Origin of the sequence: Streptomyces sp. NRRL S-350 (assembly GCF_000719705.1) — a bacterium.
Lineage (GTDB): Bacteria > Actinomycetota > Actinomycetes > Streptomycetales > Streptomycetaceae > Kitasatospora.
In genome coordinates, this window is record NZ_JOHO01000022.1 from 38,471 (window position 1) to 59,464 (window position 20,994).

Sequence of the window (20,994 nt, forward strand, 5' to 3'; positions counted from 1 at the left end):
CAGTTCGTGAAGTGCCGTGGCCGGTCTCCTGGCTTACGGGACATCCGGGTCCGCCTTCCCGGGCGCGCGGGGCACCCAGTGGCGTCGTGGACACGGACGGCATTCCGTCGAGGACGAAGGAATGACCCGATCACAGTGGCGAGGGCCGCTCCGGACTCCGGACCCCTGAGGGTCCGTCACCGGTCTTCCCGAGCACCACGGCGGGCAACACCGTAGGGGCCGCACCCCGACCCATGCAAGGCTGCGCATCTGCGCAGGTGTCAAGGATCACAGGCACCGCCTGCAAGAATGTCCGCATGCATCTCGTACCGGCCGACCGCGCGGGCCACCGCACCATCGACGGGCACCGGGTCTGCGAGGCCATCGCCGCGATCGGCGACACCGCGCACGTCCGGTCCTGGTCCGAGCGCTTCTCCCTGCTCGCCGACCCCGGACGGCTCGCCCTGCTGCTCGCCCTCCACCGGGCCGGCCCGCTCGCCGTCACCGACCTCGCGGTCGCCACCGGCATGCGCGACCCCGCCGTCTCCCAGGCCCTGCGGCTGCTCCGCACGGCCGGCGTGGTCACCGGCGACAAGGACGGACGTGTCGTGCGCTACCAGCTCGTGGACGAGAGCATGCGCCCCCTGCTCGACGAATGCGCCGCCGCCGAGCATCACGAGCCCACCGCGGCAGCGGGCTGACCGACACTCGGAAACCGCACCCCGGGCGGCGCGGATGAGTACGATCATGGTGTGCCGCCCCACCCCCACGCCTGGCCCGCCGACCGGTGGAACACCCGCCCGGTCAAGGCCCGCGTGCTGGCGGTCGCCCGCACCCTCACCTCGGCCACCCGGGTCCTGGACGTCCTCACCCTGCTGAACCCGGACGGCATCGCCCGGTACTTCACCGTCAACCCCGGCTCCGCCTTCGCCGACCGCGCCCTGGACGAATTCCTGCGCGGCCTGCCCGGCTACACCGTGCTGGACTGGGAGGACGCCGTCCGGCACCGCTTCGACCTCGCCGTCGCGTGCGCCGTCCACTCCTCCATGCACCGCCTGGACGCCCGCCTCGTCGTCCTCCCCCACGGCGCCGGCTACAACCGCCTGGTCACCGAATCCACCGGCGACACGACCAGCGCCGCCGGCCTCTCCCGCAACGAACTCACCCATCGCGGACGGGTGTTCGTGGACGTCCTCGGCCTCTCCCACCCCGAGCAGCTGGACCGCCTGCGGACCTCCTGCCCCGAGGCACTGGACGTCGCCCAGGTCGTCGGCGACCCGTGCTTCGACCGGATGCTGCGCAGCCGGCGCTCCCGCGACGCCTACCGCGCCGCACTCGGCGCCGTCGACGGCCGACGGCTCGTCGTCGTCAACTCCACCTGGAGCGAACACTCGTTACTCGGCCGCCACCCCGACCTGCCCCGGCGCCTGGTCCGCCGCCTGCCCGCCGACGAGTACACGGTCGCCGTCGTCCTGCACCCCAACATCTGGAGCCGGCACGACCCCGAGGCCCTGCTCGACGTCGCCCGCCGCATGGGCCTGCGCCTGGTCCCGCCCCACCAGGGCTGGCAGGCCGCCCTGGTCGCCGCGGACTGCCTGATCGGCGACCACGGCTCGGTCTCCGTCTACGGCGCCGCCCTGGAACGGCCCACCGTGCTCGTCGCCACCGGCGCCGCCGAACTCGACCCGCACTCCCCCAGCTACGCCTTCGGCCAGGCCGCCCCCGTCCTCGACCCCGACGGCGACCTCGCCGCCCAACTCGAACAGGCCCTCCAGAAGCAGGACCCGGCCGCCCTGCGCCCCATCACCGACCGCTCACTCGGCCGGCGCGGCCACTCCGCCGAACTGCTGCGCCCCCTGCTCTACTCCTTCCTGGAGCAGTTGGACGAACCCGAGGACGAACCGCTCCTGCCGCCCTACCCCAAACCCGTCCCGCGCCCCGGCCCCACGGAGGGGCCCACGGCCTACGACGTCCAGGGCGAGGCCGAAGGCACGCAGGTCAGCCTCCGGCGCTACCCCTTCGACCCGCAGGACCACACCCCGCGCGGCTTCCACGCCCTCACCGACGACCACCCGGGCGACGCCCTGCGCTACACCGCCGAGGTACTGGCCCGCACCGAGGCGCACGCCGAGCGCCCCGCCGCCCGCTGGCTCGCCGAGACCGCCGCCGAACTCCCCGGCCTCGTCGTCGCGGTGGCCGCCCTCGGGCCGGCCCGCCACCTGCTCCGGCTGCGCACCGGCCTGCTGCTGGAGGCCTGCGCCGAGCGGGACTGGAGCCGCCCCGAACCCGTCCTCGACCCGCTCCTCCTCGGCTCCGCGGTGGCCTGCTGGCTCACCGACGGCGGCGATCCGGCCGGTCTCGCCGAGCACGGCCTGACCATCCGCACCGGCGAGCACCGCACCCGGGTGTCCTTCACCACCGGACCGTGACCACGACGGCCGAAGCCCCACGCCGTAGCCCCGCAGGCGAGGGCGGCCGCAGGCACGGCCGCCGGGGTCAGGGCCTCAGCGGTCACGGCCGCAGCGGCCTCAGCCGTCCAGCTCCCGCAGGCGCTCGCGGCTGCGCTGCGCCAGCCCCTCGTCGGCCAGCTCCTCGGCGAGGGCCACCAGCAGGGTGTGCGCCTGCGCCTCCTTCGCGTACTGGCTCCGCGCCTTGGCCCGCCGGGCGCACTCACCGGCGTGGACGACGGCGAGGTCGAGCTGCCCGAGCGCGCGGTGGGCCCGGGCGCGGACCAGCGGCAGCTTCATCAGCATGTCGTTGTCACGGGTGTCCACGGCCCGGGCGGTGGCCTCCCGCAGCACCGCCAGGGCCTCGTCCGGACGGCCGTCGGCGATCAGCGCCTGCGCCAGGTTGTAGCTCTGCACGATCTCGCCGTGGGCATCGCCCTCGTTGGCCGCGCGGGCCAGCACGAACCGCTCGACCGCGTCCCCCGGCCGCCCGTCGGCCAGGCACAGCAGACCGTCCGTCTCATGGAGCACTCCGACGACCTGACGGTCGGTCACCAGCGGGACCTGCTCCCCCGCGAGTGCCAACTGCTCGGCGGCGAGCGGGTAGTCCTTGCGCTCGAAGTGGGCGCGGGCGAGCTGGTTGCGCATCCGGACCACGGCGTCGGGCCGGTTGTCCCACTGGGCGGACTCGACACCGAGCTCGTGGGTCGCGATCCAGTCGTCGTACAGCTTGCGGCCGTGGTAGAGCGGCCACAGCGACTCGCAGAGCCGCCACACCTCACCGTGCAGTCCACGCCCGGCCGCCGTCTCCACCGCCGCGCGCAGGTTGGCCCGTTCGGCGTGCAGCCACTCCAGGGCGGCCACGTCCGAGTCGAAGCCCGGCAGATCGTCGCCGCTCGCGGCCTGCAGCCGCAGCCGCGCCCCCATCGCCCGGTCGGCGAGCGAGGCCCGGCGCCGGAAGTACGCCACGCCACGGTCCAGGAGCGTTTCGCGGTCCGGCAGTTCGCGGGCACAGGCGTAGGCGTGAGTCCGCACCACGTCGTGGGCCTGGTAGCGCTGTCCCGGGCCGTCGTCCACCACCTCGTCCAGCAGGTGCACGACGCGCAGCTCCTCCAGGGCGTCCTCGGCGCCTTCCACGCCCACCGCCTCCGCCAGTTCGGCGGACACGAACGGGCCGGGGTGCACGCCGATCAGGTGGTACAGCGCCCGGCCCTGGGCCGAGAGCCGCTCGTACACCGGGTCGTACGTCGCACGGAGGTTGCCCTCCTCGTTGTCGAGTACGCCCAACCTGCGCTCCTGGTCCGTCAGTTCGGCCACCACCTGGCCCACCGCCAGGCGGGCGCGGCCGAGCAGCTGACTGCCGACCGCGTTCAGGGCGAGGGGCAGGCCCGCGCAGCGCTCGACCAGCGCCGCGACGTCCGCGTCGGCGCCCCGCTCCGGCCCCAGCCAGCCACGCACCAGCGCGGCGCCGGCCGCCACGCTGAGCCGCTCCAGCTCCCGCACCTCGGCCCCGTCCATCCGCAGCGCGCCCAGGCGCCGGCTCCGGCTCGCGGCCACCACCAGCCCGGTGGTCGGCAGCAGGGCACGGACCTCGGCGGCGTGTTCGGCGTTGTCCAGGAAGAACAGGCAGCGCTGTTCCGCGGTGGCGGTGTGGAACTCCGCGAAGCGCGCCGCCTCCCGGTCCGGGGGCTGCACGCCGAGGGCCCGCAGGAAGCCCTCCAGCACCCCGGCGAGGTCCACCCCGGCCCGGTGCCGGTAGGCCTTGAGGTCGGCGTACAGGACGCCGTCGGGGAAGTGCGCCGCACGCTCCTTGGCGAACTTCGCCACCAGCTCGGTCTTGCCGACGCCGCCCAGGCCGGTGAAGGCCACGATCGCCAGGCCGCCCTCGTCGACGCGGCCCAACGCGGCGGTGAGCGCGGCGATTTCCGGCTCGCGGTTGACGAAGGTCCGACGCGGCGGCCGGACCTGATGCGGGGTCCTGACCGGGCGCTCCGCCTCGTGGAAGTGCACCGCGCCGATGTCCCGGGCCTGCACCACATGGCCGCCCACACTCACCGTTCCTGACACGGTGTTGGCGACCTCGTGCTGCTCCATCTGCCTGCTCCCTCCGGCCGGTCGCCCCAGCCTACGGGCTGCGCGCCGGGCCGGAGGGCGGATCGGGGGCGTCAGGCCGCCTGGCAGCCAGGGCACCAGAAGAGGTTGCGCGAGGCGTGCTCCTCCGTCCGTACGTCCGTGCCGCAGACCAGGCAGGGCATGGCCGCGCGCCGGTAGACGTACACCTCACCGCCGTGGTCGTCCACGCGGGGCGGGCGGCCCATCGCCTCGGGGGTGTGCTCGGGGCGGACGGTGTCGATCCGGCCGGCCGCGACGCCCTCGTGCATCAGGGCGACGAGGTCGCTCCAGATCGCGTCCCACTCGCGCCGGGTGAGGTCGCGGCCGGCCCGGTGCGGGTCGATGCCGTGGCGGAACAGCACCTCGGCCCGGTAGACGTTGCCCACCCCGGCCAGCACCTTCTGGTCCATCAGCAGGGCGGCGATGCTCGTCCGGCTGCCCGATATCCGGCGCCAGGCGGTCTCCGGGTCGGCGTCGGCGCGCAGCGGGTCGGGGCCGAGGCGGCCGGCGACGGCGGCCTTGTGGGCGTCGGTGACGAGCGCGCAGGTGTTGGGGCCACGCAGGTCGGCGTGGCCGTCCTCGTTCTCCAGCCGCAGCCGGACCAGGCCGACGGGCGGGAGGGCCGGGCCGTCGGCGAAGGTGAAGCCGCCGTAGAGGCCCAGGTGGATGTGGACCCAGGCACCCTCCTCGAAGCCGAGGAAGAGGTGTTTGCCGATGGCCTCGGCTCCGGTGAGCAGTTGCCCGTCGATCACCTTGGCCTCGTCGGCGAACCGGCCCTGCGGGCTGGAGACCCGGACGGCGCGGCCGCCGAAGGCCTTGCGGCTCTCGGCGGCGAGGCGGTGGATGATGTGGCCTTCCGGCACGGGCGTCAGCTCCCCGGGGTTCGACAGGACGGGCCGCTGGGCGGGCCCGAGGGCTCCTCCATCATCGCAGCCGGCACCGACACGGCCCGGCCCCCGGACCGGCGGGTGCGCAGGTCAGCGGACCGGCATGCCCATCAGCCGGGCCAGGATGACGCGGTCCAGCTCGGCGGCCGTCCCGGCGACGTCCAGGTAGGAGTTGTCGATGATCGGCAGCCCGGAGTTGTACCAGCCGGCCATCCGCCCGTGGATCCGGGCCACCTCCTCGTCGCCCAGGCGCCGGTTGCCGCCGCGGCGGGCGTTGCGGTGCAGCACGGAGTCGAGGCTGGGCAGCAGCACGACCGGGATCATGCCGGGGCCGATGTGCCGCTTCCAGCCGCCGAGGCCGATCGCCGGGCGGTCCGGGAAGACGGCGTCGTCGATGATGCAGGAGATGCCGTTGGCCAGGTAGTTGCGGCAGGCGAAGCCGCAGGTGCGGCGGGCCAGCCGGTACTGCGCCTCGGAGGCGTTGTTCCAGCCGGACTGCGGGTTGGCGAAGCCGGACTGCACCCACTCGCGGACGTCGTCCAGGCTGATGTGCGCGGTCGGGCTGGGCCGGCGCTCGGCCCAGTACCGGGCGACGGTGGTCTTGCCGGCCCCGGCCGGGCCGATCAGCAGGACGGCGATCGGCCCGGTGGGCGCGTGCCGCTGCGGCGGGTGCGCGGGCAGTTGGACGGGCATCCCGGAGGGCAGCACGAAGTGCCCGGTGCCCCCGGCCGGCACCGGCGCGCCGGGCCCGGGAGCGGGCGCAGCGACCTGGGACGGGGCCGGAGCGGCCGCCTGCGCGGGCGGAGCGACCGGCGCGGGAGCGGCAGGAGCAGCAGGAGCAGCCGGGGCGGGAACGGGGGCGACCGGCGGTGCCGGGGCGGCGGGCCCGGGCCGGACCGACGGCGGAGGGGGCGGCGGACCCGACGCCCCGGACGGAGCCGCCCCCGCGCCGCCACCCGGCGGCACCGGCGGAGCGGCGGGACGCGGCGGGACCTGCCCACCGCCGGCGTACTGCGTCACGGCACCTCCCGACACCTCTCCTCAGCGGGGACACTACACGGCGGCCCGGCGGCGGGCACAGTCCGCCGCCGGGCCGCGGGCCCCGCACCCTCAGCGCGTGGTGAGCCGCTCGGCCAGCGCGCGCAGCGCCAACTCGTACGAGCCCAGCCCGAAACCGGCGATGGTGCCGGAGGCCACCGCGGCGATGACCGAGGTGTGCCGGAACACCTCCCGGGCGTACGGGTTGGAGATGTGCACCTCGATCAGGGGCGCGGTGCGCTGCGCGGCGGCGTCCCGCATCGCGTACGAGTAGTGCGTGAACGCACCCGGGTTGATCACCACGGGCACCTGCCCGTCGGCCGCCTCGTGCAGCCACTCCACCATCTGCTGCTCGGAGTTGGTCTCGTGCACCTCGACCTCGAAGCCGAACTCCTTGCCGAGCGCGGTGCAGCGCTCGACCAGTCCGGCGTACGAGCTGGCGCCGTAGACGTCCGGCTCGCGGCTGCCCAGCCGGCCGAGGTTGGGGCCGTTGAGCACCATGACGCGCGTCACGCCGAGACCTCCGCGTAGGCGGCGACCAGCAGGGACGGGTCGGGGCCCTCCAGTACGGAGGTCTTGGCGAGGCCGTCCAGGACGATGAAGCGGATCAGGTCGCCGCGCGACTTCTTGTCGATCTTCATCGCGTCCAGCAACTTCGGCCAGGCGTCCGCCCGGTAGGTCAGCGGCAGCCCGACGGAGGCCAGCACGGTGCGGTGCCGGTCGGCCGTCTCGTCGTCCAACCGGCCTGCCAGGCGGCCGAGTTCGGCGGCGAACACCATGCCGATGGAGATCGCGGCGCCGTGCCGCCACTTGTAGCGCTCGTTGCGCTCGATGGCGTGGCCGAGGGTGTGGCCGTAGTTGAGGATCTCGCGCCGCCCGGCTTCCTTGAGGTCTCCGGAGACGACGTCGGCCTTGACCTGGATGGCGCGGCGGATCAGCTCGACGGTGTGCGGCCCGGCCGGGGTCCTGGCACCCTCCGGGTCGGCCTCGATCAGGTCGAGGATGACCGGGTCGGCGATGAAGCCGCACTTGATGACCTCGGCGAGGCCGGAGACGTAGTCGTGCTTGGGCACGGTCTCCAGGGTGCCGAGGTCGGCCAGCACGCCCACCGGCGGGTGGAAGGCGCCGACCATGTTCTTGCCCTCGGCGATGTTGATGCCGGTCTTGCCGCCGACGGCCGCGTCGACCATGCCGAGCAGCGTGGTGGGCATGGAGATCCAGCGCACCCCGCGCAGCCAGGTCGCGGCGACGAAGCCGGCCAGGTCGGTGGTGGCGCCGCCGCCGAGGCCGACGACGACGTCGCTGCGGGTGAAGCCGGTCTGCCCGAGCACCGACCAGCAGTACGCGGCGACCTCGGCGCTCTTGGCCTCCTCGGCGTTGGGCACCTGCAGCGCGATCGCCTCGTAGCCCTCGCCGAGCAGGTCGTCGCGGATGGCGTCGGCGGTGGCCGCCAGCGCCTCCGGGTGGATGATCGCGACCCGCTTGGCACGGGTCCCGATCAGCGGCGCCAACTCGCCGAGCAGCTGGTGCCCGATCAGCACGTCGTACGGGTCGTGGCCGGCGGTGCCGCCGACGTGGATCCTGACGGTGGTGTCAGTCATGGGGGGTCTTCAGCTCCAGTGCTTCCAGTACGGCGTCCGCGACCTGCTCCGGGCTGCGCCCGGCGGTGTCGACCACGGCGGTGGCCACCTCCAGGTAGAGGGGGCGGCGGGCCGCCATCAGCTCGCGCCAGCGGGCCCGCGGGTTGACGGCCAGCAGCGGGCGCGGGCTGTCCAGGCCGACCCTCTTGACCGCGTCGGCGAGCGGGACCTCCAGGAGGACGACGGGCAGCTCGTGCAGCAGTTCGCGGGTGGCCTCGGCCAGCACCGCGCCGCCGCCGAGCGCCAGGACCCCGTCGTGCCCCGAGGCGGCGGCGCGCACGGCCTCCGCCTCCAGCGCGCGGAACCGCGGCTCGCCCTCGTCGATGAAGATCTCGGGGATGGGTTTGCCGGCTGTCGCCTCGATGTCGGCGTCCGTGTCCCGGAAGCCGACGCCCAGGCGCGCGGCCAGGACCTGCCCGACGGTGGACTTGCCACTGCCGGGCGGGCCGACCAGCACGATGACCGGCCTGGTCATCGGACGATCAGGTGGTCGAGGTAGCCCTGGACGTTGCGGCGGGTCTCGGCGACGTGGTCGCCGCCGAACTTCTCGTTGACGGCGTCGGCCAGCACCAGCGCGACCATCGCCTCCGCGACGATGCCCGCGGCGGGCACCGCACAGACGTCCGAGCGCTGGTGGTGCGCCTTGGCGGGCTCCCCGGTGCGCACGTCCAGGGTCTGCAGCGCGCGCGGCACGGTGGCGATCGGCTTCATCGCGGCGCGCACCCGCAGCACCTCGCCGGTGGACAGACCGCCCTCGGTGCCGCCGGAGCGGCCCGAGGTGCGCTTGACGCCCTCCGGGGTCGGGACGATCTCGTCGTGCGCCTGGGAGCCCGGCACCCGGGCCAGGTCGAAGCCGTCGCCGACCTCGACGCCCTTGATCGCCTGGATGCCCATCAGCGCGGCGGCCAGCCGTGCGTCCAGGCGGCGGTCCCAGTGCACGTGCGAGCCGAGACCCACCGGCACGCCGTACGCCAGCACCTCGACCACGCCGCCCAGGGTGTCGCCGTCCTTGTGGCCCTGGTCGATCTCGGCGACCATCGCCTTGGAGGCGTCCGTGTCCAGGCAGCGCACCGGGTCGGCGTCCAGCCGGGCCTCGTCCGAGGGCAGCGGCAGCACACCGGCCGGCGCCTTGGCGGCCGCCAGCTCGACCACGTGGCTGACGATCTCGATCCCGGCCACCTCGCGCAGGTACGCGCGGGCGACGGCGCCCAGCGCGACCCGGGCGGCCGTCTCCCGGGCGCTGGCGCGCTCCAGGATCGGCCGGGCCTCCTCGATCGAGTACTTCTGCATGCCGGCCAGGTCGGCGTGGCCGGGCCGGGGGCGGGTCAGTGCCTCGTTGCGGGCCAGGCCCGCCAGCACCTCGGGGTCGACCGGGTCGGCCGACATGACCTGCTCCCACTTCGGCCACTCGGTGTTGCCGACCATGATCGCGACCGGGCTGCCCATGGTCAGGCCGTGCCGGACGCCGCCGAGGAAGGTCACCTCGTCCTGCTCGAACTTCATCCGGGCCCCGCGGCCGTATCCGAGCCGGCGGCGCGCCAGCGCGTCGGCCACCACGGCGGTGGTGACCGGTACACCGGCGGGCAGGCCTTCCAGCGTCGCGACGAGTGCGGGGCCGTGCGACTCCCCCGCCGTCAGCCAGCGCAACGTACCCAACGGAGCTCCTTCATCAGCGGACCGGCCCACGGCACCGCCGGGGCCCGCCCGGGCGTGCCTTGTCCCTGAATCCTTTCATGCCCCAGCGGCACCCGGCGGCACAGTCCGCGTGACGGACGGCGACCGGCCACCATCCGGCCCCGAACGCGGCCGGGGACAGCTCGGAGGGCGTGCGGCGGGCAGGCCGAGGGGCCGGGTTCAGCGTCCGGCGAGCGCCTTCTCCCCCGCCGCGCGCATCGCCGCCAGCGGCCCGGGCGCGCGCCCGGTGAAGGCCTCGTTTTGCAGCACCGCCTGGTGCACGAGGAGGTCCAGCCCGCCCAGGACGGTCGCCCCGCGCTCGGCGCAGGCGGCGGCCAGGGCCGTCGGCCACGGGTGGTACAGCACGTCGAACAGTGCGCCCGGCGCGGCGGGCAGCGAACCGGCGAAGGCGTCGGTCGCACCCGCCGGCGTGGTGGAGACGGTCAGCGGCCGGGCCAGCGCCTCGGCGCCGCGCTCCCAGTCGGCGGTGCGGACGACCGCACCCAGCCGCTCGCCCAGCTCGGCCATCTCCCGGGCCCGCTCGGCGCTGCGCACGTAGACCGTCACCTCGCCGGTGCAGATCTGGGCGAGCGCCGCCAGCGCCGAGGAGGCGGTGGCCCCGGCGCCCAGGACGGCCGCCTCGGGCACCTCGGCGATCCCGCGCTCACGCAGCGCGTTGACCAGCCCCGGGACGTCGGTGTTGTCCCCGGTGCGCCGGCCGTCGGCGGTGAACACCACGGTGTTCACCGCGTCCACCGAGCGGGCCGTCGCACTCACCTCGTCCAGCAGTGGGACGATGGCCCGCTTCAGCGGCATGGTGAGCGACAGTCCGGCCCACTCGGCCTCCTCCAGTCCGTCGACGAAGCCGGGCAGAGCGGCCTCGTCGACGTCGAAGCGGTCGTAGCGCCAGCCGTCCAGTCCGAGCGCCGCGAACGCGGCCCGGTGCAGGTCCGGCGAGAGCGAGTGGGCGATCGGCGAGCCGAGGACGGCCGCCCGGTGCTTGCTGGTCAACGCTGTCTCTCCGTGAACTGTCTTCCGCCCAGGGCTACTTGGCGGTGGTGCAGTGGCCGCGGCTCTCGTCGAAGCCCTGCCCGGCCGCCTGGCAGTACGCCTTGACGTTGGCGTAGTGCTCCTTGCTCGTCTCGGCGAACAGGGTGTGCTCCGAGTCCATCGCGATGAAGTACAGCCACTTGCCGTCCGCCGGGTGGAGCACCGCGTTGAGCGCGTCGTCGCCGGGGTTGGAGATCGGGGTCGGCGGCAGGCCCGGGTTCAGGTAGGTGTTGTACTTGTTGGACGCGTCGTCCATGTCCTTCCTGGTGAGGTCCTTGCGGCCCAGCGAGTACTGGAGCGTGGTGTCCATCCCCAGCTTGTGGTTGATCTCGCCGCCGGCGGCCAGCCGGTTCTGGATGGTCTTGGCCATCTTGGCGAAGTCGCCGACGTTGTTGCCCTCGCGCTGCAGGATGCTCGCCTCGGTGATCACCTCGTAGCCGCTCTTGAGGCCCACCGAGGCGGCCTGGCCGTCCAGGTTCGCGTACTTGTCGGTGGCGTTCTTCACCATCTGCTTGAGCAGGTCCTCGGGCTTCATGCCGTCGGCGATGTTGTAGCGGGTCGGCCAGAGGAAGCCCTCGATCTTGCCCTGGGCGTACGCGGGCAGGCCGAGGTCGTTGACCTGGGCCGCGGCCACGCTCGCCGTGGTGCCCTTCGCCAGCTTCAGCTTGCTGTCGATCAGGGTGTAGATCTCGCCGGAGTTCCTGCCCTCGGGGATCACGATCGCCGCGCCACCCGCCTGCGCGAGGAGCTCCTTGAGCGCGGTGGCGGCCGGCATCTCCTTCTTCATGCCGTAGAAACCCGGCTGGACGGTGCCGCACTTGGGCTCGGCGTTGCAGGCCTTGGTGAAGGCGTCCACGCTCTTGACCACGCCGGCGTTCTTCAGTGCCAGGCCGATCTGTCCGCCGACCGCGTCCTTCTTGACCTCGACCTGGACGGAACCGGTGCCCTCCCCCGTGAAGTCCGGCGGCGGACCGAAGTGCTCCTGGTAGAAGCCGTAGCCCCACCAGCCGGCGCCGCCCACGGCGCCGAGCAGCACCAGCGCGACCAGGAGGCAGGCACCGCCGTTGCGGCGGCCGGACTTCTTGCCCTTCTCCTTCCGCTTCTTCTTCCCCTCGCGGGAGTCGTCCTGCTCGCCGAGGAAACCGCCCTCGTGGTGCTCGTCGTCCTGGTCCGGGTAGGTGCCGTCCTCGTGGTGGCCGTCGCGGTGGAGGCCGTCCTCGTGGAGGCCGTCCTCATGGCCGTCCCACTCGTCGGTCCCGCCCTCGCGCGCGCCGCCGACCGGGTCCGCCCCGGCCTCCAGCGCCGCGGCCTCGGCCTCCCAGTCGATGCCGTCCGGCCCGGGGCCCGAGGCAGGGGCGGGCGCCGGAGCGGCCTGCGGTCGGGCCTGTTGCTGCACCTGCTGCTGAGCCATCTGCTGCTGGGGCGGCACGGCCTGCTGCTGCACCCCGGTCTGCCGGCCGCCCGGGAAGTCCTGCTGCCGCATCTGCTGCTGCGGGTGGCCCTGCTGCATCTCCTGCTGCTGGTAGCCCTGCTGGTCGAACCCCTGCTGCTCGTACCCCTGCTGCTGGTACCCCTGCTGCATCTGCTGCTGGGGGTGGCCCTGCTGCATCTGCATCTGCATCTGCGGATAGCCCTGCTGCTGGTAGCCCTGCTGGTAACCCTGCTGCTGCATCTGCTGCTGGGGGTAGACCTGCTGCTGGTAGCCCTGCTGCTGCGCGTACCCCTGCTGCCCGTCCCCGTACGGCTGCTGGACCTGCTGAACCTGCTGGCCCTGCTGCGGGTACTGCTGCTGCCACTGGCCGTCCTGCTGGCCGGGGACCGGTTGCCGGCCGTCGTACCCGGGATCACCGGGGTGCCACGGCTCGCCCTGGGGGCCGTAGCCCCCGCCCAGATCGGTCATTGATCCCCTTAACCGACGGTGACGGCCGGCGGATCGGACCGGCCGTCCGGGACGAGGCCGTCCCGGCTGATTCTCGAACCGGCGTGCTAGCGCAGCGCCTGGAGGGAGACGTTACCGTACCGCAGCCGTACCCCCGGCCGGGCGGATGCACCGTCAGTGAGCGATCTCACGGACGGCGCACACCGCCCTCACGGCGTCGTCGCCCCGGGTCCGGCGGGTGTCCCGGGGCTCTAGGGAGTGGCCGGAGCCGAGCCGGAGGCCGCTCCGGAGGAGGCGGTGGAGCCGGACGCCGAGGCGCTCGGCTTCGCCGCCCGGTTGGCGTTGAACTCCGCCACGTTGCGCTGCTGCACCTCGAAGCTGTCGGTGAACCGGGTGTCCCCGGGCTTCACGGTGACGAAGTAGAGCCAGTCCCCCGGCGTCGGGTCCAGCGCCGCCATGATCGCCTGCCGCCCCGGGTTGGAGATGGGTGTCGGCGGCAGTCCGGGGTGCAGGTAGGTGTTGTACGGGGAGTCCAGCTTGGTCTCGGTCACGGTGGTGTTGAGGGTGGAGCGGCCGAGCGCGTAATTGATGGTGGAGTCCAGCTGCAGCGGCATGCCCTTGGCCAGCCGGTTGTAGATGACCCGGGCGACCTTGCCCATGTCCGCGGTGTTGTCGGCCTCGCCCTGGACCATGCTGGCCACGGTGACCAGCCCGTACGCGGTCTGTCCGAGGTTCTGCGCGACGACGTTGGCGTCGTCGCGGGTGTACTCCTTGCCGGCCCGTTCGACCATCTGCTTCAGCAGGTCCAGCGCGGTGGTCCCGTCGGTGACGCTGTACGTCGCGGGGAACAGGTAGCCCTCGGGGCTGCCGTTGGTGAAGTCCGGCAGGCCGAGCTCGGAGCCCTGTTCCTGCGCGGTGTGCTGGGTGGTGCCCTCGGGCAGTCCCAGCTTCTTGTCGATGGCCGCGTAGATCTGGTAGCCGCGCCAGCCCTCGGGAATGGTCAGGCCGTTGGCGTTGGCCGGGTCGATGAGGATCGCCAGCGCCGCCGCGGCCGACATCCGCTGCTTCAGCGTGTACGTGCCGGGTTGGATCCGTCCGGCGGCTGCCGCGCTGCCCTTCGCGGCCCGGGTGAAGGCGAGCGAGCTGGCCACCACCCCGTTGCGGACCAGCGCGGACGCGATCTGGGACAGGCCCGCGCCCTCCGGCACCGAGACCTGGACGCTGCCGTTGCCCTGCCCCGCGTAGTCGGCGGCGGCCGGCGGCTTGCGCTGCGACTGGAGCCAGGTGTAGCCGGTCAGTCCGCCGCCGCCGAACACCGCGATCAGTGCGAGCGCGGTGAGTCCGCAGGCCAGTCCGTTACGCCGTCGGTGCGGATCCGGCGCATCGGGGCGCGGGCGGGGCGCGGACGGCGGGCGGCCCTCCGGCTCCATCACCGGCGCACCCAGGTGTCCGGGCGTGAGCCCCGGGTGGAAGTCCTGGTCGGTCATGGCTCGCGCCCCTCGACAGTTCCAGATCGATCCGGATCGATATGAATCGATCCAAAATGGACAAGGAAACGAACGAAAAGGGGTCCGTGCGAACGCGTCCGCACGGACCCCTCAATCGGGACGTTAGATCAGGCTCCTCAGCCGACCGCCTCGACGCTCTCACCGGGCGGGCGTCCGCTCACCCGTTCGGACTCAAGGGCGGTCTGCAGGATCACCACCGCGGCGGCCTGGTCGACCACCGAGCGGCCCTTCTTCGCCTTGACCCCCGAGGCACGCAGCCCGTGGGTCGCGGTGACGGTCGACATCCGCTCGTCCACCAGCCGGACCGGCACCGGATAGAGCCGGTCGGCCAGCCGCGCCGCGTACGCCCGGACCTTCTCCGCCGCCGGGCCCTCCTTGCCGCTCAGCGAGCGCGGCAGCCCGACGATCACCTCCATCGCGTCGTACTCCTCGACGATGGCGGCGATCCTGCCCTGCGACTTCGCGCCGGCCGGGACGGTCTCCACCGGCGTGGCGAGCACCCCGTCGGGGTCGCAGGACGCGACCCCGATCCGGGCGTCGCCGACGTCGACGGCGATCCGCCGTCCACGCCGGAAGGGACGCGGCTCCGACTCGGACATCAGGAGGCGCGCTCCGCCACCAGGCCGCGCACCGCGGCGATGGCCTCGCCGACCGCGGCCGGGTTGGAGCCGCCGCCCTGGGCGACGTCGTCCTTGCCGCCACCGCCGCCGCCGAGGGTCTTGGCGGCGGTCCGGACGAGCTCGCCGGCCTTGATGCCGCGGCCGCGGGCGTCCTCGTTGGTGGCGATCACGGTCAGCGGGCGGTCGTTCGCCACGGTGAACGCGGCGACCACGGCCGGGCGCGAGCCGAGCCGGCCGCGCACGTCCAGGACCAGCTTGCGCAGCTCGTCCGCACCCACGCCGTCGGCGACCTGTGCGGCGACCACGGCGATGCCGTGCACGTCCTCGGCCGAGTCGGCCAGGCCCGCCGCGGCGGCCAGCACCTTCTCGGCGCGGAAGCGCTCGATCTCCTTCTCGGCGTCCTTGAGCTTGGCGAGCATGCCCGAGATCTTCTCCGGCAGCTCCTCCGGGCGGCCCTTGACCAGCTCGGTGAGCTGGGAGACCACGGTGTGCTCACGGGCCAGGAACTTGTACGCGTCGACGCCGACCAGCGCCTCCACCCGGCGCACGCCGGAGCCGATCGAGGACTCGCCGAGCAGCTTCACCAGGCCCAGCTGGGCGGTGTTGCCGACGTGGGTGCCGCCGCACAGCTCCTTCGAGAAGTCGCCGATGGTGACGACCCGCACCTCGTCGCCGTACTTCTCGCCGAACATCGCGATGGCGCCGGCCTTGCGGGCCTGGTCCATCGTCATGACCTCGGCGGTGACGTCGAGCTCGCGGCCCAGCACGTCGTTGATCTTCTGCTCGACGTCGACCAGCACGCTGCCCGGGACGGCGGCGGGCGAGCCGAAGTCGAAGCGGAAGCGGCCGGGGGCGTTCTCGGAGCCGGCCTGGGCGGCCGTCGGGCCGAGCGCGTCGCGCAGCGCCTGGTGGGTCAGGTGGGTGGCCGAGTGGGCGCGGGCGATCGCCCGGCGGCGCTCGATGTCGATCGTGGCGTACGCCGAGGCGCCAAGCACGACCTCGCCGAACAGCACCCCGCCGGAGTGCACGGTGACGCCGGGGACGGGCTGCTGCACGTCGCGGATCTCCACCACCGCGCCGGACTCCAGCCGGATCCGGCCGTGGTCGGCGAGCTGGCCGCCGCCCTCGGCGTAGAACGGCGTGCGGTCGAGGATGATCTCGACCTCGTCGCCCTCGGAGGCGGCCGGCGCCGGGACGCCGTCCACCAGCAGGCCGACCACGGTGGCCTCGCCCTCGGTGAGGCTGTAGCCGGTGAAGACGCTCGCGCCGGACTTGTCGGCGACGTCGCGGTACGCGGCGACGTCGGCGTGGCCCATCTTCTTGGCCTTGGCGTCCGCCTTGGCGCGGTCCCGCTGCTCCTGCATCAGGCGGCGGAAGCCGGCCTCGTCGACCTGGAGGCCCTGCTCCTCGGCCATCTCCAGGGTGAGGTCGATCGGGAAGCCGTAGGTGTCGTGCAGCTTGAACGCCTGGTCGCCGGAGAGGACGGCCCCGCCGGACTGCTTGGTCTCGGTGACCGCGGCGTCGAGCAGGCTGGTGCCGGCCTTCAGCGTCTGCAGGAAGGCCGTCTCCTCGCCGACGACGACCGTCTCGATGCGCTTGCGGTCGGTCTCCAGCTCCGGGTACTGCGGGGCCATCGCCTTGATCGCGACGTCGGTCAGGTCCTTGGCGACCGGGCCGGTGGCGCCCAGCAGGCGCATGTTGCGGATGGCGCGGCGCAGGATGCGGCGCAGCACGTAGCCGCGGCCCTCGTTGCCGGGGGTGACGCCGTCGCCGATCAGCATCAGCGCGGTGCGGATGTGGTCGGTGACCACGCGCAGCGAGACGTCCGACTTGTGGTCGGCGCCGTAGGTGTGGCCGGTGAGCTCGGCGGCACGGTCGAGGATCATCCGGCTGGTGTCGATCTCGAAGAGGTTGTCGACGCCCTGCAGGATGGCGGCGAGGCGCTCCAGGCCGAGGCCGGTGTCGATGTTCTTGCTCGGCAGGTCGCCGAGGATCTCGAAGCCGTCCTTGCCGTCGCCGTGGCCGCGCTCGTACTGCATGAAGACCAGGTTCCAGATCTCCAGGTAGCGCTCGCCGTTGACGGCCGGGCCGCCCTCCTCGCCGTACGCGGGGCCGCGGTCGTAGTTGATCTCCGAGCACGGGCCGCACGGGCCGGGGACGCCCATCGACCAGAAGTTGTCCTTCATGCCGAGGCGCTGGATCCGCTCGGCGGGGACGCCGATGACGTCACGCCAGATCTGCTCGGCCTCGTCGTCGTCCTTGTAGACGGTGATCCAGAGCTTCTCCTTCTCCAGGCCGTAGCCGCCGTCCGCGACGGAGCTGGTGAGCAGCTCCCAGGCGAACTTGATGGCGCCTTCCTTGAAGTAGTCGCCGAAGGAGAAGTTGCCGCACATCTGGAAGAAGGAGCCGTGCCGGGTGGTCTTCCCGACCTCCTCGATGTCCAGGGTGCGCACGCACTTCTGGACGCTGGTGGCGCGCGAGAACTGCGGCTTGACCTCGCCCAGGAAGTAGGGCTTGAACGGCACCATGCCGGCGTTGACGAGCAGCAGGGTGGGGTCGTCGGCGACCAGGGACGCCGACGGAACGACGGTGTGGCCGCGCTCCTCGAAGAAGCGCAGCCAGCGGCGGCGGATCTCAGCCGACTCCATTAGTGGTCCTTCCGGTTCGGGGTGCCGCCCCGCGACGGCAGGGCGCGGCGGGGCGTTTCTTCAGTGGTCCGGGTGGTGCGGGCACCTGTGGATGCCTCGCGGGCGCTGTTGGGCGGAGGCAGGGCGGCGGCCGGGCTGCCGGGCGCCGCCGAGATAGCTCGGTACTGCGGCTCGCCGCGCAGGACGCGGCGGGCGTTGCGGGGCTCCGCCACGGCGGTGCCGTGCAGCCCGAGGTCGTCCTTCAGCTGCTCCTCGCGCTCGGCCATGCCGGCCTTCACGTCCTGGGCGAACTGCTTGGCCAGGTCGCCCAGGTGCAGCGCGCCGCGCGCGGCGGTGCCGGAGAGGCTGTCCGGGGTGAGTCGGTGCACGGCCTCGTTGGCCTTGTTCATGGCCCAGACGGTGGCGCCGGCGCCGACCGCCATCCAGAAGATGCGTCGCACCATGCCGTCAGCCCCTCACCACGCGCCGGACCCGGGAGAGCAGGCCGCTGCGGGGTGCGGCCGCGGCGCGCACCTCGGCCCGGATCAGCCGGGCCAGTTCCTCGCGCTCGCCGCTGTGCAGCGGTACGGAGGGCAGGGTGCCCTGCTGCTTGGAGACGGCCTTGCGGACGCCGTAGCTGAAGGCCGCGACCTTCACCAGCGGTCCGCCCAGGGTGGCGGCCACGGTGGAGGAGAGCGCGTTGGCGTTGGCGGCGGCGTCCTGCACGTTGGCGGTGATCTCGTCCACCCGCTCCAGCTGCTCGTTGGCGCTGCGCACCGCGGCGCCGGCGTCGGTCAGCAGCGGGACGGCCTGCTCGGTGACCGCGGAGACCAGGGCGGCGGCCTCCTTCAGCACCCGGGAGAGGCGGACCAGCACCACGGCGAGCAGGGTGACCAGGACCGCCCAGAACACGGCGACGAGCAATCCGGCCAGCTCTCCCACGGACACCTTTGCGCGCTCCCTCGCCTTGCCGTTCTCCAGACGGAACCCTATCGCGCCGACACCGGGTTTCCGGACCGGGTTGTCCGTGCGGGCGATCCGACCGGGTGTGCGAACCGCGCGCGTAACCTACCGGTCGGTCACCTCGTTCTGCCAGGCAGGCCGTCGTCCGTACGGCCCGATGCGCGTCCGGACCGCGACGGCCCGGGCCTGGAAGACGGGGAGCAGCGCTTGGCCGGCGACTGGACAGCACAGCCGTGGGAGCCCTCGGCGGGGCCGCGCGAGCCGGAGCCCGGCCGGCTGCCGGCCGAGGTGACCGGTTTCGTCGGGCGGCAGCGGGAGCTGGCGGAGCTGAGGGACCTGCTGGCCGTCGCCCGGCTGGTGACCGTCACCGGGCCGGGCGGGGTGGGCAAGAGCCGGCTGGCGCTGCGCGCGGCGGCGCACGCGGGCGACGCGTTCCCGGACGGCGCCTGGCTGGTGGACGCGGCCCCGGTGCAGGACCCGCTGCTGCTCGGCCACGCCGTCCTGGAGTCCCTGCGGCTGACCGACGGCACCGCCCGTCCGCCGCTCGACATCCTGACCGAGCGGCTGGCCGGCCGGCGCCTGCTGCTGGTGCTGGACGGCTGCGAGCACCTGGTGGAGGCCTGCGCCGAACTGGCGGACGCGCTGCTGCGGGCCCTGCCCGGGCTGCGGCTGCTGGCCACCAGCCGCACCGCCCTGCGGGCTTCGGGCGAGTACCTGCTGACCCTCGCGCCGCTGCCGGTCGGCCCGCTCCCCACCGCTCCGGGGCCGGACGGCCCGGTGGCCGCCGACGCGCTGCCGGACGCGGTGCGGCTGTTCGCCGAGCGGGCCCGGGCGGTGCTGCCCTCCTTCGAGGTGACCGCCGCGAACGCGGAGGCGGTCGCCCTGCTCTGTCGTCGACTGGACGGCATCCCGCTGGCCGTGGAGCTGGCCGCCGGGCGGCTCCGCGCGCTGTCGGTGGAGCAGATCACCGCCCGGCTGGACGACCGTTTCCGGCTGCTGACCGGAGGCTCCCGTACGGCCCTGCCGCGGCACCAGACGCTGCGGACGACGATCGGCTGGAGCCACGAGCTCTGCACGGTGCAGGAACGTTTACTCTGGGCCCGCCTTTCGGTCTTCGCCGGCAGTTTCGACCTGGAGGCCGCCGACTACGTCTGCGCCGGCGAGGGCATCGAGCCCGAGGACGTCCTCGACCTGCTCGACGAACTGGTCGCCAAGTCGGTGGTGCTGCGCGAGGACAGCGCCTTCGGCGTCCGCTTCCGCCTGCTGGACACCCTGCGCGAGTACGGCGGCCAGTGGCTGCGCGCCACCGGCGGGGAGCAGCGGCTGCTGCGCCGCCACCGGGACTGGTACCTGGGCGTCGCCACCTGGGGCGAGGTCGAGTGGTTCGGCCCCCGGCAGGCCGAGACCGCCGAGCGCACCGAGCTGGCCCACACCAACCTCCGCGCGGCACTGGAGTTCTGCCTGGCCGAACCGGGCGAGGAGCAGATCGCCCTGCTGCTGGCCGGCACGCTCTGGTTCTACTGGGTCGGCTGCGGCCACCTCGGCGAGGGCCGGCACTGGCTGGACCGCGCGCTCGCCCTCGACCGCGAACCCACCGAGGCCCGCGCCAAGGCGCTCTGGGTGACCGGCTACATGGCCACCCTCCAGGGCGACCTGGCCGCCGCCCGGCCGGCCCTGGAGGAGTGCCGCCGCCAGGCCCTGGACACCGGCGACGACCGCGCCCTCGCCTACGCCGTCCACCGCCAGGGCTGCGTCGCCCTGATCGGCGACGACCCGGAGCGCGCCACCGAGCTGTTCGAGGAGGCGCTCTGGCACTACCGGACCATCGGCGAGCTCAACAGCAACGTGGTGATGGCCATGCTGGAGCTGGGCCTGGCCTACCTCTTCCGGAGCGACCTGGACAGCGGCGAGCTCTGGTTCGGCCAGGCCCGCGAGCTGTGCGAGGAGCACGGCGAGCAGTGGGCGTACGCGTACGTGCTGTACGCCACGGCGTACTCGCACTGGCTGGACGGCGCCGTCCAGCCGGCCCGCGAGCTGGCCCGCGAGTGCGTCCGGCTGAACCACCTCTTCCACGACCTGCTCGGCATCGTGCTGGGGATCGACCTGCTGGCCCTGCTGGAGACCGAGCCGAGTGGCCCGGGAGAGCCGGGCGACCTGCGCGAGGCGCGGGTGCTGCAGGGCGCCGCGCACCGGATCTGGCGGACCGTCGGCAAGCCCTTCCTGGGCTCGCGGAGCTTCTTCGGCACGCACCAGGCGTGCGCCGAGCGGGCCCGGGCCGGACTGACCGAGGAGGAGTACGAGCAGTGCTACGAGGCCGGTGCCCGGCTGGACCTGGACGCCGCCGTCTCCCGGGCGCTCGGCGCCGGGGGCTCGGCGGACGGCTCGGAGCCGGGCCCGGGGCCGCGCTCGGTGCCGCCCGCCCCGGCGCCCTCGCCCGTCCGGAACAGCTGAGGCGTCGAGCGCGCCCCGACCGGGGTCGGAGCAGGCGCCGACTCCCGGCGGCGGCGGCCCGGAATAGTCGATCCTTGCCCGTTGCTTGAGGAGGCAAGGATCTACCCGGAAGGGGCACC

General features: G+C 73.6%; 17 protein-coding genes and 1 riboswitch. Of the genes, 3 read left to right on the forward strand and 14 right to left on the reverse strand.

The features are described 5' to 3' along the window. A riboswitch (cobalamin riboswitch) is annotated at positions 1–215 on the reverse strand. Between the two features lie 81 nt (positions 216–296). Both IF30_RS0120985 and IF30_RS0120990 read left to right on the forward strand, forming a co-directional pair. Next, positions 297–680 carry an ArsR/SmtB family transcription factor gene (locus IF30_RS0120985; protein WP_051710723.1) on the forward strand — a complete coding sequence of 128 codons (384 nt, stop codon included), beginning with the start codon at positions 297–299 and terminating at the stop codon, positions 678–680. A 51-nt stretch (positions 681–731) separates the two neighbouring features. Then, complete coding sequence (locus tag IF30_RS0120990) at positions 732–2,408, forward strand: hypothetical protein (protein WP_030240661.1); 1,677 nt, start codon at positions 732–734, stop codon at positions 2,406–2,408. A 99-nt stretch (positions 2,409–2,507) separates the two neighbouring features. Here IF30_RS0120990 and IF30_RS0120995 read toward each other — a convergent pair whose 3' ends face one another. The 14 genes from IF30_RS0120995 to IF30_RS0121060 form a co-directional block, all read right to left on the reverse strand. After that, positions 2,508–4,520, reverse strand: coding sequence for an AAA family ATPase (locus IF30_RS0120995; protein ID WP_030240664.1), 2,013 nt, complete (start codon positions 4,518–4,520; stop codon positions 2,508–2,510). Positions 4,521–4,591: 71 nt separating this feature from the next. Next, the gene (locus IF30_RS0121000) at positions 4,592–5,401 is read right to left on the reverse strand and encodes an Fpg/Nei family DNA glycosylase (protein WP_030240667.1); all 810 of its coding nucleotides are present in this window, start codon (positions 5,399–5,401) and stop codon (positions 4,592–4,594) included. A gap of 114 nt (positions 5,402–5,515) precedes the next feature. Next, the gene (locus IF30_RS0121005) at positions 5,516–6,445 is read right to left on the reverse strand and encodes an AAA family ATPase (RefSeq protein ID WP_420791152.1); all 930 of its coding nucleotides are present in this window, start codon (positions 6,443–6,445) and stop codon (positions 5,516–5,518) included. 90 nt (positions 6,446–6,535) lie between these two features. After that, entirely contained in the window at positions 6,536–6,964 is a 429-nt protein-coding gene (gene aroQ / locus IF30_RS0121010) for a type II 3-dehydroquinate dehydratase (protein WP_030240671.1), read from the reverse strand. Between the two features lie 8 nt (positions 6,965–6,972). Beyond that, positions 6,973–8,064 (reverse strand): 3-dehydroquinate synthase, encoded by a 1,092-nt coding sequence (gene aroB, locus IF30_RS0121015; protein WP_030240674.1) that lies wholly within the window; start codon positions 8,062–8,064, stop codon positions 6,973–6,975. Next, entirely contained in the window at positions 8,057–8,578 is a 522-nt protein-coding gene (locus IF30_RS0121020; RefSeq protein WP_030240677.1) for a shikimate kinase, read from the reverse strand. The genes aroB and IF30_RS0121020 overlap by 8 nt, the downstream gene beginning before the upstream one ends. After that, positions 8,575–9,759 (reverse strand): chorismate synthase, encoded by a 1,185-nt coding sequence (gene aroC, locus IF30_RS0121025; RefSeq protein ID WP_078891560.1) that lies wholly within the window; start codon positions 9,757–9,759, stop codon positions 8,575–8,577. Before aroC ends, IF30_RS0121020 begins: the two co-directional genes overlap by 4 nt. A 198-nt stretch (positions 9,760–9,957) precedes the next feature. Next, positions 9,958–10,788: a shikimate dehydrogenase gene (locus IF30_RS0121030; protein ID WP_030240681.1), complete on the reverse strand. Its 831-nt coding sequence runs from the start codon at positions 10,786–10,788 to the stop codon at positions 9,958–9,960. Between the two features lie 34 nt (positions 10,789–10,822). Beyond that, complete coding sequence (mltG, locus tag IF30_RS0121035) at positions 10,823–12,727, reverse strand: endolytic transglycosylase MltG (RefSeq protein ID WP_107054468.1); 1,905 nt, start codon at positions 12,725–12,727, stop codon at positions 10,823–10,825. A 230-nt stretch (positions 12,728–12,957) separates the two neighbouring features. Continuing rightward, the gene (mltG, locus tag IF30_RS43770; protein WP_051710731.1) at positions 12,958–14,193 is read right to left on the reverse strand and encodes an endolytic transglycosylase MltG; all 1,236 of its coding nucleotides are present in this window, start codon (positions 14,191–14,193) and stop codon (positions 12,958–12,960) included. A 137-nt stretch (positions 14,194–14,330) separates the two neighbouring features. After that, on the reverse strand, positions 14,331–14,813 hold the full coding sequence (ruvX, locus tag IF30_RS0121045; RefSeq protein ID WP_030240690.1) for a Holliday junction resolvase RuvX: 483 nt from the start codon (positions 14,811–14,813) through the stop codon (positions 14,331–14,333). Further along, a complete protein-coding gene (gene alaS / locus IF30_RS0121050) occupies positions 14,813–17,482 on the reverse strand; it encodes an alanine--tRNA ligase (protein ID WP_030240693.1) in 2,670 nt (889 codons plus the stop codon). The genes ruvX and alaS overlap by 1 nt, the downstream gene beginning before the upstream one ends. Then, on the reverse strand, positions 17,482–17,925 hold the full coding sequence (locus tag IF30_RS43775; protein ID WP_051710732.1) for a DUF6167 family protein: 444 nt from the start codon (positions 17,923–17,925) through the stop codon (positions 17,482–17,484). The genes alaS and IF30_RS43775 overlap by 1 nt, the downstream gene beginning before the upstream one ends. Before the next feature lie 4 nt (positions 17,926–17,929). Next, positions 17,930–18,409 carry a DUF948 domain-containing protein gene (locus IF30_RS0121060; RefSeq protein ID WP_030240699.1) on the reverse strand — a complete coding sequence of 160 codons (480 nt, stop codon included), beginning with the start codon at positions 18,407–18,409 and terminating at the stop codon, positions 17,930–17,932. 222 nt (positions 18,410–18,631) lie between these two features. On the opposite strand from IF30_RS0121060, the gene IF30_RS0121065 reads away from it, so the two are divergent. Further along, positions 18,632–20,875 carry an ATP-binding protein gene (locus IF30_RS0121065; protein WP_158835309.1) on the forward strand — a complete coding sequence of 748 codons (2,244 nt, stop codon included), beginning with the start codon at positions 18,632–18,634 and terminating at the stop codon, positions 20,873–20,875. Positions 20,876–20,994 lie beyond the last annotated feature (119 nt).

Bases quoted from the DNA above. Each gene is read 5' to 3' on its own strand.
- IF30_RS0121020 (WP_030240677.1), bottom strand. From the start codon at position 8,578: ATGACCAGGCCGGTCATCGTGCTGGTCGGCCCGCCCGGCAGTGGCAAG.
- IF30_RS43775 (WP_051710732.1), bottom strand. From the start codon at position 17,925: ATGGTGCGACGCATCTTCTGGATGGCGGTCGGCGCCGGCGCCACCGTC.
- ruvX (WP_030240690.1), bottom strand. From the start codon at position 14,813: ATGTCCGAGTCGGAGCCGCGTCCCTTCCGGCGTGGACGGCGGATCGCC.
- aroB (WP_030240674.1), bottom strand. From the start codon at position 8,064: ATGACTGACACCACCGTCAGGATCCACGTCGGCGGCACCGCCGGCCAC.
- IF30_RS0120985 (WP_051710723.1), top strand. From the start codon at position 297: ATGCATCTCGTACCGGCCGACCGCGCGGGCCACCGCACCATCGACGGG.
- mltG (WP_107054468.1), bottom strand. From the start codon at position 12,727: ATGACCGATCTGGGCGGGGGCTACGGCCCCCAGGGCGAGCCGTGGCAC.
- IF30_RS0120995 (WP_030240664.1), bottom strand. From the start codon at position 4,520: ATGGAGCAGCACGAGGTCGCCAACACCGTGTCAGGAACGGTGAGTGTG.
- mltG (WP_051710731.1), bottom strand. From the start codon at position 14,193: ATGACCGACCAGGACTTCCACCCGGGGCTCACGCCCGGACACCTGGGT.
- aroQ (WP_030240671.1), bottom strand. From the start codon at position 6,964: ATGGTGCTCAACGGCCCCAACCTCGGCCGGCTGGGCAGCCGCGAGCCG.
- alaS (WP_030240693.1), bottom strand. From the start codon at position 17,482: ATGGAGTCGGCTGAGATCCGCCGCCGCTGGCTGCGCTTCTTCGAGGAG.